The organism is Simiduia curdlanivorans (assembly GCF_030409605.1).
GTDB classification, from domain to species: Bacteria; Pseudomonadota; Gammaproteobacteria; order Pseudomonadales; family Cellvibrionaceae; genus Simiduia; species Simiduia curdlanivorans.
The window spans coordinates 2525200-2539019 of sequence record NZ_JAUFQG010000004.1; the positions used below are offsets into that span (position 1 = coordinate 2525200).

At 51.9% G+C, this 13820-nt stretch carries 11 protein-coding genes; 2 read left to right on the forward strand and 9 right to left on the reverse strand.

Annotated features, from left to right (window positions below; translation table 11 throughout):
- Positions 1–22 precede the first annotated feature (22 nt).
- Both QWY82_RS11070 and QWY82_RS11075 read right to left on the reverse strand, forming a co-directional pair.
- On the reverse strand, positions 23–1753 hold the full coding sequence (locus tag QWY82_RS11070; protein WP_290262272.1) for a PhoX family protein: 1731 nt from the start codon (positions 1751–1753) through the stop codon (positions 23–25).
- A 46-nt stretch (positions 1754–1799) separates the two neighbouring features.
- A complete protein-coding gene (locus tag QWY82_RS11075) occupies positions 1800–3464 on the reverse strand; it encodes an Aq_1262 family (lipo)protein (protein ID WP_290262273.1) in 1665 nt (554 codons plus the stop codon).
- A 165-nt stretch (positions 3465–3629) separates the two neighbouring features.
- Between QWY82_RS11075 and QWY82_RS11080 the strand changes: the two genes are divergently transcribed.
- Complete coding sequence (locus QWY82_RS11080; RefSeq protein ID WP_290262275.1) at positions 3630–4472, forward strand: peptidylprolyl isomerase; 843 nt, start codon at positions 3630–3632, stop codon at positions 4470–4472.
- Here QWY82_RS11080 and QWY82_RS11085 read toward each other — a convergent pair.
- Positions 4456–5238, reverse strand: coding sequence for a sulfite exporter TauE/SafE family protein (locus QWY82_RS11085; protein ID WP_290262277.1), 783 nt, complete (start codon positions 5236–5238; stop codon positions 4456–4458). The two genes, QWY82_RS11080 and QWY82_RS11085, sit on opposite strands and share 17 nt — an antisense overlap.
- 23 nt (positions 5239–5261) lie before the next feature.
- Complete coding sequence (gene ylqF, locus QWY82_RS11090) at positions 5262–6200, reverse strand: ribosome biogenesis GTPase YlqF (RefSeq protein ID WP_290262279.1); 939 nt, start codon at positions 6198–6200, stop codon at positions 5262–5264.
- Positions 6201–6307: 107 nt separating this feature from the next.
- Here ylqF and QWY82_RS11095 point away from each other — a divergent pair, with 107 nt between their 5' ends.
- Positions 6308–6982 carry a transglutaminase-like cysteine peptidase gene (locus QWY82_RS11095; protein WP_290262281.1) on the forward strand — a complete coding sequence of 225 codons (675 nt, stop codon included), beginning with the start codon at positions 6308–6310 and terminating at the stop codon, positions 6980–6982.
- 74 nt (positions 6983–7056) lie between these two features.
- On the opposite strand, the gene QWY82_RS11100 is transcribed toward QWY82_RS11095, so the two are convergent.
- The 5 genes from QWY82_RS11100 to odhB all read right to left on the reverse strand — a co-directional run bounded on the left by QWY82_RS11100 (position 7057) and on the right by odhB (position 13817).
- Positions 7057–8682, reverse strand: coding sequence for a methyl-accepting chemotaxis protein (locus tag QWY82_RS11100; RefSeq protein WP_290262282.1), 1626 nt, complete (start codon positions 8680–8682; stop codon positions 7057–7059).
- Positions 8683–8892: 210 nt separating this feature from the next.
- Positions 8893–9765: a succinate--CoA ligase subunit alpha gene (gene sucD, locus QWY82_RS11105; RefSeq protein WP_290262284.1), complete on the reverse strand. Its 873-nt coding sequence runs from the start codon at positions 9763–9765 to the stop codon at positions 8893–8895.
- The gene (sucC, locus tag QWY82_RS11110; RefSeq protein WP_290262286.1) at positions 9765–10931 is read right to left on the reverse strand and encodes an ADP-forming succinate--CoA ligase subunit beta; all 1167 of its coding nucleotides are present in this window, start codon (positions 10929–10931) and stop codon (positions 9765–9767) included. The genes sucD and sucC overlap by 1 nt, the downstream gene beginning before the upstream one ends.
- Positions 10932–11081: 150 nt before the next feature.
- On the reverse strand, positions 11082–12536 hold the full coding sequence (gene lpdA, locus QWY82_RS11115; RefSeq protein ID WP_290262288.1) for a dihydrolipoyl dehydrogenase: 1455 nt from the start codon (positions 12534–12536) through the stop codon (positions 11082–11084).
- Between the two features lie 66 nt (positions 12537–12602).
- Positions 12603–13817, reverse strand: a complete 1215-nt coding sequence (gene odhB, locus QWY82_RS11120; RefSeq protein ID WP_290262290.1) for a 2-oxoglutarate dehydrogenase complex dihydrolipoyllysine-residue succinyltransferase — start codon at positions 13815–13817, stop codon at positions 12603–12605.
- Positions 13818–13820 lie beyond the last annotated feature (3 nt).

Genomic DNA, 13820 nt, shown 5'->3' on the forward strand with positions numbered 1-13820 from the left:
GCTTGACGCTTACAGCTAAACCTTACTTCCCTTCTGGGTTATACACCCAAATCATGTTGTTTTCGTGTTTCGATGTATCTTCACCAATGATGACACGGCCGTCATCCAGAATGATGAGGTTGTCAGGGTTGCTGATGCTGTCGGTGGAGCAGGGGTTCACCGCCGCTGTCGCATCGTAGGGGCCGCCCACAACCACAGGTTCCATGCGGCTGGTGTTATAGTTGGCGTCCAAACCGAGGCGGTAAACCACACCGCACAAGTTTTGGTCCAACTGAATGTCACCGCTGTCATCGGCCATACTGCTGGCAATCTCGGACATGGCCACATACATGAAGGGCACTGTGTTGCCGGCCACGCCGTGGTAGTTGATGTTAATACCTTCCATTTTCCGGAACTCGGTGGTCGCGCCTTTTGCGGCGGCGGCTTTTAGGGTTTCAAGGAAGGCATAGCGGTCGTCGCCGACATTGTTATCGGCCCAGTTTTGAATCTCCGCGTCGGTGATGTAGTTGGTAGCACCATCCACGTAATCGGTTTCATCAAAGCCGTCGTAATCAGCAATCCATGTCGCCAGTTGTGCATTGGTGGCGCTACCTAGCTCGATCCAGGTCAGGTTCATACCTGCCCGCGCCGTATCAGAAGTGGCGTCTTGGGTAACTTTGGCTGCGTACAAGGTGCCGGCGCTCAGGTCGCCCGCGGTGCTGGCGATGAACTTGTAAAAGCCTTTGTGAGAACCGTCATCGGTGAGGTAGACGGTTTTCTGATCGGGCATCACCACGGCGTTTTCATGGGCCATACGGCCTAGCGTGAAATGCTTGACCGGTACTGGGTTGGCGGCCAAGGGATCGGTAATCTCGACGATGTAACCGTAGTTATAGGGGTTGGGGTAGGTTCCGCCTAAATAGTCCTGAATTAATTTCACATCATTGTAGCTAGGGTAGCCTGAGGTGTAGCTGGCGTCATTCCAGCGCTCGGTATTTTCGGCTTCGTAGTTTTCTTCCGCTACCAAGGGCGTGCCCCAGGGAGAAAGGGTGCCGAAACAGTTGATGATAGTGCCCAGTACAGCGCTGAAATCGACGTTCATCACATCGCCTACAGACCAGCTACCATCGGTGGCGCGGGTCACTTCCATGCGGCTCACGGCACCGGGGCGATCCTCCCAGCTGGTGTACAAATAGCCTGCAGAGCCGTCGGCGTTACTGGCGACAAAAGCATTGAAATCAGGGTCTTGGGATTGTTTGAGCGAGGCGTTGTTCGCCCCATTGGTAATGGCACCTAAACCGAAGGGCATCGCACCTTGGTAGGTATCGCCGGCGCGGCCCAGTACTTTGTAGCTGCCGGTGGCGAGAATCACTTGTGTCGCTTCAGTTGATCCCGAAGCCGGCACGGCAACGGCCGCTAGCTTAGGATCTAGTTGGTCGAGATCGAAACCTTCAATCACACCCACGGCGGCATTGTTGTCGGGCGCGGCCAAGGTGTCTGATGGATGTTGAACGTTAAAGAACAGTTCGCCGTTGTCGGTTTTGAAGAGCCCGGTAATTTCAGCGCCCAGGGGTACAGTTGCCAAACGGGTTAGGCGTGGTGCTGCGGTAAGGTCAGCGCCGTCAGTGCCATTGGTACCATTAGTGCCATCTACACCGGCGGCGCCTGCTGCGCCAGCGGCACCCGCAGCGCCATCTTTGCCATCGTCGCCGCCGCAGCCTGCCAGTGCGGCAGTTATTGCCAGTGCGAGTAGTGTCTTATAGTGAAGTTTCATGGGGTCTCCCTAAGTTATTGGTGATGTCGCGGTTATTAATGAATGGCTATCGCGCCACGGTTTCTTGCGTTATTTCGGGGGCTGTGGAAGAAGGCCATTGCAAGCGGATATCCCAACCCCGCACGCGGTGTTCGGCGCTGAGCGGTGCTATGGCTTCGTCAATATTTTTCAGCACGTTTTTTGCGGGTAACCAACTGGCATCGCGACCGAACACAAAGCGCTGGGTTCGCACCAGATGGGTGTAGGCTTTGTTGAGTTGTAAGGCGCGTTCCGGCGAGGGTGTGATCAACTGATAGACGTCGGCCTGGGCAACGGCTTCGACCTTTAATGAGCCGTCGGCGTTAAACCATCGCTGCTGCATTTCTTGATTTTGACGAAACTCATCGCCGCCACCGACCCGACGCAAGTACTCGGCTATTTCGGGTTCATTAGAGCTGATGCTGGGGGCGTCGGGCATGCCCTTAAGATTGATATAGCCCCAACCTTGTTTGCCCGTAATTTTGCGGCCAAAGGCAAAGGTTTGGTCAATGGTGCTACCAATTGCAGAGTGGCAGCCCATGCACGCCATGGTTTCTTCGTGGGTCTGTGGCCTTAGCTCACCTTGGCTGTCTTCGATAAAGCCCGTTAACATCCAGCCGAAATTGTTGTCCATGCCTTGGTCGTGATGATTAACAAAGTAGGGTAATTCTTCGTCAACTTTTTCTTTGCGCTCGCGTCGGTAGCGATTGTCAATTTGAGATTCATCTAGGCTGCGAATCTTTTTCATATGGCGCAATTCTTTAAAGCGCGTTGACGGGCCAATGTCGCCGGTGCTCGATACGCCAACATAGCGAACACTGTGTAAAAATTCGGTGCCAAGTGGATACTGTTGTGGCGTAACGGCTTGATCGCTCGCGTCGCCAAAATAATGTGACTGCCACACCAATTGTTCGACCGCCGTATCAAATTTGTTGTCGCCGTTAATGTCGATTTGGTAGTGAACTTCGTTGAACACGGGCACGCTGATAGCTGTGAGCGATTGAATACTCATTTCCACCAAGGACAGGTTGAGCCAGTAGATGCTCGGATCATCGTGGCCTTCGTGCTGGTAGAAGGCCGGTGGTAAACGCATGATGACATCATCCGTTGAGCCATTGGTGGGCCAGAAAGTGCTTGGGAAAGGTTTGTAATTAAAGGCAACCCAATGGCTGCCGTCTTTGGCTAAGCCATTTTCAGAGAAGGCTTTTTGTGGGTCTGCGTAGTGCGCAAGGTCCGGTAGGTAGCCTTGCCATTGCTGTGCTTCAAGCCGATTTTTTAATGGACTATAGTTGTCGGTATTGATGTATTTTAAGATCGCGCTATCTGACACTTGAGCGACATAATCTTGCCTGTCTTCAAATAGATTTTGCCAGTGATTTTTGGTGCCCACCTCTGAAAACATGTAAGTGCCTTGCAGTGCTGCATCGTCTAACCGGTTCATGCGGTACTGGTCTTTGGGGTAGGCTTGGTGACAGACATAACAGGGGTTGTAACGCTGTTCAGTTTTTGTGTAGCACTGCGCGGGAATTGGCGCCTCGCGGTTTAATAGTCGATCGTTTGGTTGATAAACCAGACGTTGGTCTACCGCTGGGAAGTCGCTGAAGGCGTGTGCGGGATCGCCACTAATGTCGCTACAGGCCGCGAGTGCAATGGCAAGTAGCCCTAGGGCAAAAAGTCTAGCGAATAGCAGCATGGTTAACCCTCTATTTGGTGGGGCTAATCTAGAGCAGCTTTGTGTCAAAGGTTTGTTAGTTTTATGGCAGTTAAGCGACACTTTTATGTCTTGTATAATAGTTGTTGCGGTAAATTGATGTGTATACGTTTAATCTGGTTAACTCATAAAAATATGGGGATTTTTATGCGGTATTTATTGCTCGGGCTACTGATAGTGGTCAGTGTTTCTATAGCGCAATTCTCTGCAGCACAAAGTTTTCGTGCAGTGGATCAGTCGGAGTTACTTTACCTACATTTAGACACTGGCTTGGTGGTGGTTGAGTTAAACAGTGTTTATGCACCGAACACGGTGGCGAGAATTAAAACCTTAGCGGGTGCCGGTTTTTACAATGGTAAAAGCTTCTATCGGGTTATCGATGGTTTTGTCGCGCAGGGCGGCGCCGGTGATGACGAGCCGGACCCCAGCCACTCACCTTTGCCGATGGAGGCCCGGCGCATGACCGCGCCGACCGAAGATATTACCTTGGTGCCGTCGCCTGATTTATTTGCGGCATTAACGGGTTTTAAAAACGGTTTTGCCGTTGGTCTCGACACCGATAAAAGGCGCAGTTGGTTGCTGCATTGCCCCGGCACCTTAGGCATGTCGCGCGCTAACGAGCCAGATTCGGCAACCACAGATTTCTATATCGTTATTGGCCAAGCGCCGCGCTATTTAGATGGCATTATGACGGTGTTCGGGCGAGTCATATGGGGCATGGATAAGGTGCAGCAAATTATTCGTGCCGATGTGACGGGCTCGGGCATTATCCCTGCCGATAAACCGCAAACACATATACGCTGGGCCGCCATTGGCGCGGCGCTGCCGAAGGCACAGCAACTGGCGTTGCTGGTGGAGGAAACCCAGGGCAAAGCGTTTGAGGATAAACTCAGTGATCGATTACAGCGCCCACAAGCCTTCTTTTACGAAAAGCCACCCAAGGTATTAGATGTTTGTCAGATTCCGCTGCGGGTTAAATTAGCGAACTGACCAGGCCAAAGCTGGACACAAAGAGCAACACAATACCGAGCCAGCGGTAGAAAATGCGCGCATCGGTTTGCAATAGTTTGTCGTGTAAACGGGAGCCGAGTTGGTGGCCGATAGCGGCGCAGGGCAGCAGCCAACTATGTTGCAGGAGTTGTAAATCGACCTTGGCCCAAAGAAATGCGGCCATTTTAATACTCACCAGAATAAACCAGAGTGCGAACAGCGTGTTGCGTAATTGCTCGCGCGCCACGTGAGTGGCGAAAACCGCAACAATCAACGGCGCGCCGATGAGTGAGGTGCCGCTTACATAGCCGCCTAACATGAGCAAAACCACGTCCATCCAAGGCTGTTTACTCACAAACGGTTTATCGAAAATATAACTCAAGGAGTAGAGCAGTACGATGGCGAAAATAATGCCCGTCATAATATGGTTAGGTAAGGCGAGTAGGCCAAACACCCCAATGAGTTTTGGCACCAGCATGATCAGCAGCGCTTTACTCAGATAAGGCCAAGCCACGCTGGGTGCGGTAGGAGTTAGCGGTTCGGCTATTTTATTGGCCCGCCCTTGCCACAGGGTGAGCGCACTAAATACTAATAGATGCACCGCAATGATCGGTAAATACACTAGTGGTCGATTGTCGATCAGCAGTAAAAACGGCAGCGACAGAACTGCACCGCCAAAACCTAAGCCTGAGCGCACGAAACCGCTCCAGACAAATATGAGCGCAATGCCCAAGTGGGCTAAGGGGCTTAGTTCGGGGAAAAACATAGTTTGCCGACGCTTATTAGCGGTTAGGTGTGCCGTTTACCGGCCTTTTTAAGTGCTTTCTGTGCCTCTTTTTCCGCCTCTAGGGCAGCTTTGCGGGCGCGCTCAGCGGCGATTTCTTCCAGCTCTGCACCAATAACTTCTGGGCTCTCTAGTGTAATGCGGCCCAAGCGTCCGGCGCGGAAATCGGATATGAGAATCTCCCCGGCTTTGTAGAAGTCCACTTGATTAGCCTTCATGCCGCCTCGGCGGGTGCAAATCGCGCTTAACAAGCCGTGGGTATCTTTAGGCAGTTGTTTGAGCGAATAACGCTCTTGCAAACCGGCTGGGTAGTGGGCCATGAGAAATTCGGCCAAGTATTCGCCGAGGTCTTCAAAATCGATCACCGTGTTTTTAATGGCGCTGGTGGCGGCTAAGCGGAAGCCGGTGTTATCGTGTTCGAGCTTGGGCCAAAGCATACCGGGGCTATCGAATAGAATGACGCCATCGGGCAGGTTGATCTGCTGCTGAGCTTTGGTCACGGCCGGTTCGTTGCCGGTTTTGGTCGCCGGGCGGCCGGCCATGGTGTTGATGAAGGTGGATTTTCCGACGTTGGGAATACCGGCCACTAACACGTTGATGGTGCGGTTTTGCTCGGCCTTGTTCGGCGCCAATTTTCGACACAGTTCCGGGATCAGGCTCTTTAGCTTGCCGGGGAAGCGCAAATCTACCGCTAGCGTACGGGTATTGCTGTCTTGCTCAAAGTGCGCCTGCCAGCGCGCCGTCAGCTCGGGATCAGCGAGATCATCTTTACTGAGTAGCTTTATCACGGGCTTGTCGCCGGCGGCCTCGGCGATGACCGGGTTTTGGCTAGAGTGGGGCAGGCGAGCATCGAGTATCTCTACTAATACGTCGATTCTGGGTAGCAGTTCAATCATCTGCTTGCGCGCTTTGTGCATGTGCCCTGGGTACCACTGAATGCTCATTTTTCGGCTCGTTTAGGGTCGATAGAATTGACCCGGAATTTTACCGGTAATTTACCCTCAAGGCGAACCAGGAAGGCTATACTCTGCAGTCGACCTTGGAGGTGAGAGTGCAGTTGGGGATTAAACAAGGGCTTGCAGTATTGGCCATAGGGGCACTTCCTACCGCAGGGGTGATGGCACAGGCTAATGACTTCGGTGTGACGCCGGCATTACTTACTTGGGTGCAGCTGCAATGGGGTGAGGCGGCTAGGGCGAGGGTGGAGGCTTGGCCTCAATCGATGCAGGAAACCAATGTAAGCCAGCCTGATGAGCTTGAAAAATTACGGCGCGCCAATGATTTTTTTAATCAAGTGCGTTGGCTCAGCGATCAAGAACACTGGGCTAAAGAAGATTACTGGGCCACCCCAATTGAAACCCTTGCCACCAATGCCGGCGACTGTGAAGACTTCTCCATTGGAAAATATTTCACCCTGCATCACACCCAGCTAGACCCCAATAAATTGCGCATTACCTACGTAAAAGCCTTGGAGTACAACCAGGCGCATATGGTGTTGGCTTATTATCCCAGCCCGAGTGCCGAGCCGTTAATTCTCGATAATATCAATAAAACTATTTTACCTGCGTCCCAGCGCACGGACCTGTTTCCCATTTATAGTTTTAACGGTGACGGCTTGTGGTTGGCAAAATCGCGAGACAAAAAATTGACCGGCGATAGCGAAAAAAGTTTACCCCAGTGGCGCGAGGTGAATGAGCGTATGCTGCGAGAAGCCGCTATAGAGTAAACCGACTATTTTTTGTTGCCGCGAACCGGCGGGCTATGCTGCGTTGACTGAAAGTGCCAACGCAGCATTAGAGGTTAGACTTTAAAACGGGCGATCAACGAAGTGAGCTCCGACGATGTTGCGTCGAGTTTGTTGGCAATTTCTGTTGAACGGCGTGCGGCGGAGTGGGCGTTTTGGGCTAGCTCTGCCATGCCTGAAACGTTTCTACTAATTTCTTCAGAAGCGTAACTCTGCTCTTCAGCGGCTGTGGCAATTTGCGTATTCATATCGCGAATACGCGAAACCGCTTCGGTGATAGCGCGAATGGAATCGCCGGCTTGACCGGCTAGGTCCACCGTTGCATGGGTTTTTTCCTGACCGTCGCGCATGGCGCGCACCGCCGTGGCGGCGCCACTTTGCACGGTTTCGATAATGGTTTGAATTTCTGCGGTAGACTCCTGAGTTCGCTGCGCGAGACCGCGAACTTCATCGGCAACCACCGCAAAACCGCGACCTTGCTCACCAGCTCGGGCGGCTTCGATAGCCGCGTTGAGTGCCAGTAAGTTAGTTTGCTCCGCGATGCCTTTAATAACACCGAGCACTGTGCCTACACTAGACGTATCTTGCTCTAGCTTGTCCATGGCTTGGGCAATCTTCACCACTTCTTGCGACAAGTTGTTAATCGCGCTCATGGTTTGATCCATTACATTGAGGCCAGCACGTGCGTTGGTATCGGCGGCCTGCGCAGCTTCAGCAGCACCGGCGGCGTTACCGGCAACTTCCTGCACGGTTGCACTCATTTCGTTAATGGCAGTGGATACCTGATCGGTGTAGTGCTCGGTTTTGCCGGTGTGTTGCGAAATTTCAGAGGCCGTTTCATTGATATTTTCCGACGCCAGCGACAGGGAACCAGAGGCGGTTTGCACCGCAGAAATAATGGCGACAATTTCTGACCTCATGGTCTCCAGGTTGCGCGTGAGTTGGCCTATTTCATCGCCACGATTACTGTTGAGTGGGTGGCTGAAGTCGCCGCGACCGAAGCGGTTGATGTCTTGCATCATGCCGTGGATGGGTTTGATGATGTTACTTTTTAAGGTAACACCGAGTGCTAATAGAATTAACACGGCGCCAACGATTAATGAAAAAGCTGCAATGGTCGTTACCCGTTGCGCTTGTACGTCTAGATCATTAGCGTCTTTTTGTACGAGTTGGGCAATTTGATTGGAGGCTTCATCTAAAAGTTTGGCTGGTTCGCGATCAATCCCCTTCACGGCTTCATCGCCGACGGTGGGGTTGAATTCACTAAATACAAAATCTTCGAAGCCCTTGTTGTAGGCAATGAACATAGCCTTGTGGGCATCTCGAAACTGTTCAACTTGGTTGCGGAAAGGGCTGCCATTCATGGCTTGTTCCAAGGATCGAGCCTGTTCTTGAATAAGCTCGTGTTGATCTTTAAAGCGCTGCCAATATTTTTCCCGGTCAGCTTCGTTAGTTCCTCGTAACAGAACATTTTTCCATTCTTGCACTTGTATTTTGAACTGGTAATTCAGATTACTTATGCCACGTTCGTAGGAAATCTGTTGCGCTAGGATTGAGCGGTATCCGTCGATGCTATTACCCAAACTTGATGCAGTGTATTCAGCCACAAGGAACATCACCAATAGACCTGCCCCTACAAGCGACATGAGCCTCGTTTGCATACTGCCAGTCAGCCAATTCATGGTTTCTCCACTGCGTTGAAAATGTTCTTAAAAAATACGTTTAAATAGTTAAATTAACTATAGAAGTGGTACAGCTTTCGTAAGTATATGCAAGATATCGGCAGTTGCCGGAAAACTTTAAGGCAGGGGGGGGGAATTAAGTTGTTGATAGGTAAAATAAAAAGGGTCGCGATCGCGACCCTTTTTATGAAAGTTTTATGACAGTAAAAATTACCAGCCAGTTAACTCTTTCAGTGCAGCGCCAATGTCGGCCAAACTGCGAACAGTTTTAACACCAGCATCTTCAAGGGCGGCGAATTTCTCGTCCGCAGTGCCTTTACCACCGGCGATGATGGCGCCAGCGTGGCCCATGCGCTTACCCGCAGGTGCGGTTACACCGGCGATGTAAGATACAACAGGCTTGGTCACGTTAGCTTTGATGAACGCTGCCGCTTCTTCTTCAGCAGAGCCACCAATTTCGCCGATCATCACGATGGCTTCGGTTTTTGGATCTTCTTGGAACAACTTCAAAATATCGATGAAGTTGGAACCAGGAATTGGGTCGCCACCAATGCCCACACAGGTAGACTGGCCGAAACCGTAGTCTGTCGTCTGCTTAACGGCTTCATAGGTCAAGGTGCCAGAGCGCGACACGATACCGACTTTACCTGGCAAGTGAATGTGACCAGGCATGATGCCGATCTTACATTCGCCTGGGGTGATAACGCCTGGGCAGTTAGGGCCGATCAAGGTAACACCCAGCTCGTCAACTTTTACCTTGGCATCGAGCATATCTAAGGTTGGAATACCTTCGGTGATGCACACGATCAGCTTAATACCGGCGTTAGCCGCTTCTAGGATGGAATCCTTACAGAAGGCGGCTGGTACGTAGATTACAGAGGCTTCAGCGCCTGTGGCTTCTACGGCTTCGCGCACGGTGTTAAATACCGGCAGGCCTAGGTGCGTTTGACCACCTTTACCGGGCGTTACACCACCAACCATTTTGGTGCCGTAAGCAATGGCTTGCTCAGAGTGGAAAGTACCCTGTGCGCCAGTGAAACCTTGGCAAATAACCTTGGTATCTTTATTGATTAAAACGCTCATTATTTGCCTCCCGCTGCTTTAACAACTTGTTGTGCAGCATCGGTTAAGCTGGTGGCGGCGATGATGTTCAAACCGCTTTCGCTCAATACCTTGGCACCCAGTTCGGCGTTGTTACCTTCAAGGCGAACAACAACGGGTACCTTAACGCCCACTTCTTTTACTGCGCCGATAACGCCTTCTGCGATCATGTCGCAGCGCACGATACCGCCGAAGATGTTGATCAGAACGGCTTCTACCGCATCATCAGATAAAATAATCTTGAATGCTTCGATTACGCGCTCTTTGGTTGCGCCGCCGCCAACGTCTAGGAAGTTAGCTGGCTTGCCGCCGTGCAGTTTAACGATGTCCATGGTGCCCATCGCTAGGCCCGCACCGTTAACCATACAGCCGATGTTGCCTTCGAGCGCAACATAGTTAAGTTCCCACTTAGCCGCATTGGCTTCGCGCGCATCTTCCTGTGAAGGATCGTGCATGGCTTTGATTTTTGGCTGGCGATAAAGGGCGTTGCCGTCGATGTTAATCTTGCCATCTAAGCAATGCAGGTTGCCTTCTTCGGTAATAACCAGTGGGTTAATTTCCAAAAGGGCAAAGTCGAAATCTTGGAACATTTTGGCAAGGCCCAAGAAAATCTTGGTGAATTGCTTAATTTGCGCTGCGTTCAAACCCAACTGAAAAGCCAGATCGCGCGCTTGGTATGGCTGAGCGCCAACCAAAGGATCGATAACCGCTTTCAGAATTTTCTCTGGGGTTTCTTCCGCTACTTTTTCAATTTCCACGCCGCCTTCAGTAGAGGCCATGAAAACGATGCGACGGCTAGAGCGATCGACGACTGCGCCAAGGTACAGCTCTTGGGCGATGTCGGTGCAAGACTCAACCAGAATGCATGAAACGGGTTGGCCCTTTTCATCTGTTTGGTAGGTCACTAGGTTGTTGCCTAGCCACTTCTTCGCGAAATCTTCGATTTCTTGCTTGCTAGAAACCAACTTAACGCCGCCCGCTTTTCCGCGGCCACCGGCGTGAACCTGTGCTTTAACTACCCACTTGTCACCACCGATTTCGGCGGCGGCTGCTACAGCCTCGGCAGGTGTAGTTGCTGCTACACCCTTGGATACCGGGAGACCGTATTCGGCAAATAGTTGCTTTGCCTGATACTCATGCAAATTCATGATGTCATTCCACTTTGTGCGATTGCTTTATGTTGCAGACCTTCGCCTACAGATGTTCATAACCACAATACGCTGTACCTGTGATGGTCAGCTAAGAAAACTAGCTGACCCCCTTTAGAACCCTCTCGGGCTTCATACGCCGTATTGTTATTATTTGCGCTTTTTACGGTTGGCGATGTGAATAGCGTGACCATTCACGGCCAGTGCCGCTTCTTTAACCGCCTCGGAAAGAGTCGGGTGACCAAAGATTGTCATGCCGATGTCTTCGGCACTCGAACCAAACTCCATAGCGATGGCAACCTGCTGAACCAAATCGGCTGCTGAGGGACCAACAATGTGCGCACCCAATACCCGATCAGTGTCGGCGTGTGCCAAAATCTTAACCATACCCGCCGTTTCGTTGGCCGCCATAGCGCGACCGCTAGCCGCGAAGGGGAAAACACCTACATTGTAGGGCTCGCCATCGGCCTTGAGTTGTTCTTCGGTTTTACCGACAGAGGCCACTTCTGGGTGGGTGTAAATAACGTTGGGAATGATGTCGTAGTTAACAATGGCTTTTTGACCGGCGATGCGCTCGGCAACGACTACGCCTTCTTCACTGCCTTTGTGTGCCAGCATTGGGCCGCGCACCACGTCGCCAATGGCCCAAACGCCTGGGGCGCTGGTAGAGCACAAATCGTTAACGTAGATGAAGCCGCGCTCATCCAAGTTGACACCGCAGTCTGCCGCTAACAAGTTCTGGGTGAAGGGGCGACGGCCCACGCACACGATCAACTTGTCGAACACTTCTTTCTGCTCTTTGCCGTCGGCATCGGTGAAGGTTACGGTAACGGTTTTTTTCTTGCCTTTGCCTGTCACTTCCGAGCCGGTTACACGACAGTTCAAGCGAATGTCTAAACCTTGTTTGGTGAGAATCTTGCTCGCTTCTTTGGCTATCTGCTGATCCATCATGGCCAAGAAGTTAGGCATAGCTTCGAGCAGAACCACTTTCGAACCTAGGCGGTTCCAAACTGAACCTAATTCCAAACCGATAACACCGGCGCCAATCACGCCTAAGCGCTCGGGCACGGCATCAATTTCAAGGGCGCCAGTGGAGTCGATGATCACATCGTTATCGACCGGAGCGACGGGAATATTTACCGGGATTGAGCCGGACGCGAGGATCACGTTGTCTGCAGACAAGGACTGTACTTTGCCGTCGTGGCCGGTGACTTCAACCACGCGGTTAGCCAGTAATTTACCGGTGCCGTAGAAAGAGGTCACGCCGTTGGCTTTGAACAAGCCGGCGATGCCGCCGGTTAACTGCTTCACGATGCCAGCTTTGCGCGCGATCATGGAAGGCACATCAATTTTTACATCTTTGGTGCTGATGCCGTGAATGCCTAAATCGTCTTTGGCCTCGTGGTACTTATAAGAGCTGTCTAGCAGTGCTTTAGAGGGAATGCAGCCTACGTTTAAGCAAGTGCCGCCGTTAACGCCTTGACCTTCGGCATTTTTCCACTTTTCCACACAGGCTGTTTTTAAACCGAGTTGCGCAGCACGAATAGCGGCCACATAGCCTGCAGGGCCAGAGCCAATTACGATAACATCAAATTTATCAGACATGTTTTGTCCTCAATACTGAATAAATGATGGGGAGCAGGGCTCCCCGAGAAACTAATAAACCCGCTGTTAAATCTCTAATAAAATACGCGCTGGGTCTTCAATCATGTCTTTGATAGCAACTAAGAACTGCACCGCATCTTTACCATCAATTAAACGGTGATCGTATGACAGCGCCAAGTACATCATGGGGCGAATCTCAACCTTACCGTTAACGGCCATAGGGCGATCTTGAATTTTGTGCATGCCCAAAATAGCGGTTTGAGGCGGGTTCAAAATCGGCGTCGACATCAATGAGCCGAAGGTGCCGCCATTGGTGATGGTGAAGGTGCCACCTATCATATCATCCATACCCAGCTTGCCGTCGCGCGCGCGCAGGCCGAAATCGCGAATGGTGTTTTCAACATCGGCTAAGCCCATGTTTTCGGTGTTGCGTAGTACAGGTACTACCAGGCCCTTTTCTGTGGAAACGGCAACACCAATGTCTTGGAAGCCGTGATATACCACGTCGTTGCCATCGATAGAGGCGTTAACGGCGGGGAAGCGACGCAGGGCTTCGGCAGCGGCTTTAACGAAGAAACCCATGAAGCCTAAGCGGGTACCGTTGTGTGACTTTTCGAAAGCCTCTTTGTATTTCTTGCGCAATTCCATCACCGGGCCCATATCCACTTCGTTAAAGGTGGTGAGCATGGCGGTGGTTTGGCTGGCTTCTAACAGGCGTTCTGCGATACGGGCACGCATACGCGACATGGGAACGCGTTTTTCCGTGCGCTCACCTACGGGCATAGCGATGCCGGCGCTTGCAGCAGTCGCTTTAGCGGGTGCTGCCGCGGCAGGCGCTGGCGCAGCTGAGGTGCCTTTCAAGTGATCGATAACGTCGCCCTTGGTGACGCGACCGCCCTTGGCAGAACCATCCACGGCGCTGACATTGACGTTGTTTTCATCGGCCATCTTCCGCGCCGAAGGATTAACCAACTTTTCGTTGTTGGCGGCTGCCGGTGCAGCGGCTTGAGCAGCTGGCGCTGCAGCACTGGCTGCTGGCGCCGCGCCTTCAACTAAGCGAGCGATGACTTCGTTGCTCTGAATGGTGTCGCCTTCTTCTCGGAGAATTTCAGCCAACACGCCATCGGCAGGGGCGACAACTTCTAACACAACTTTATCGGTTTCGATGTCAACGATAAGCTCGTCGCGGCTCACGGCTTCACCGGCTTTTTTGTGCCAAGTGGCGATGGTGCCGTCGGGTACTGATTCAGGGAACTGTGGAGCTTTAATTTCGATACTCATTGT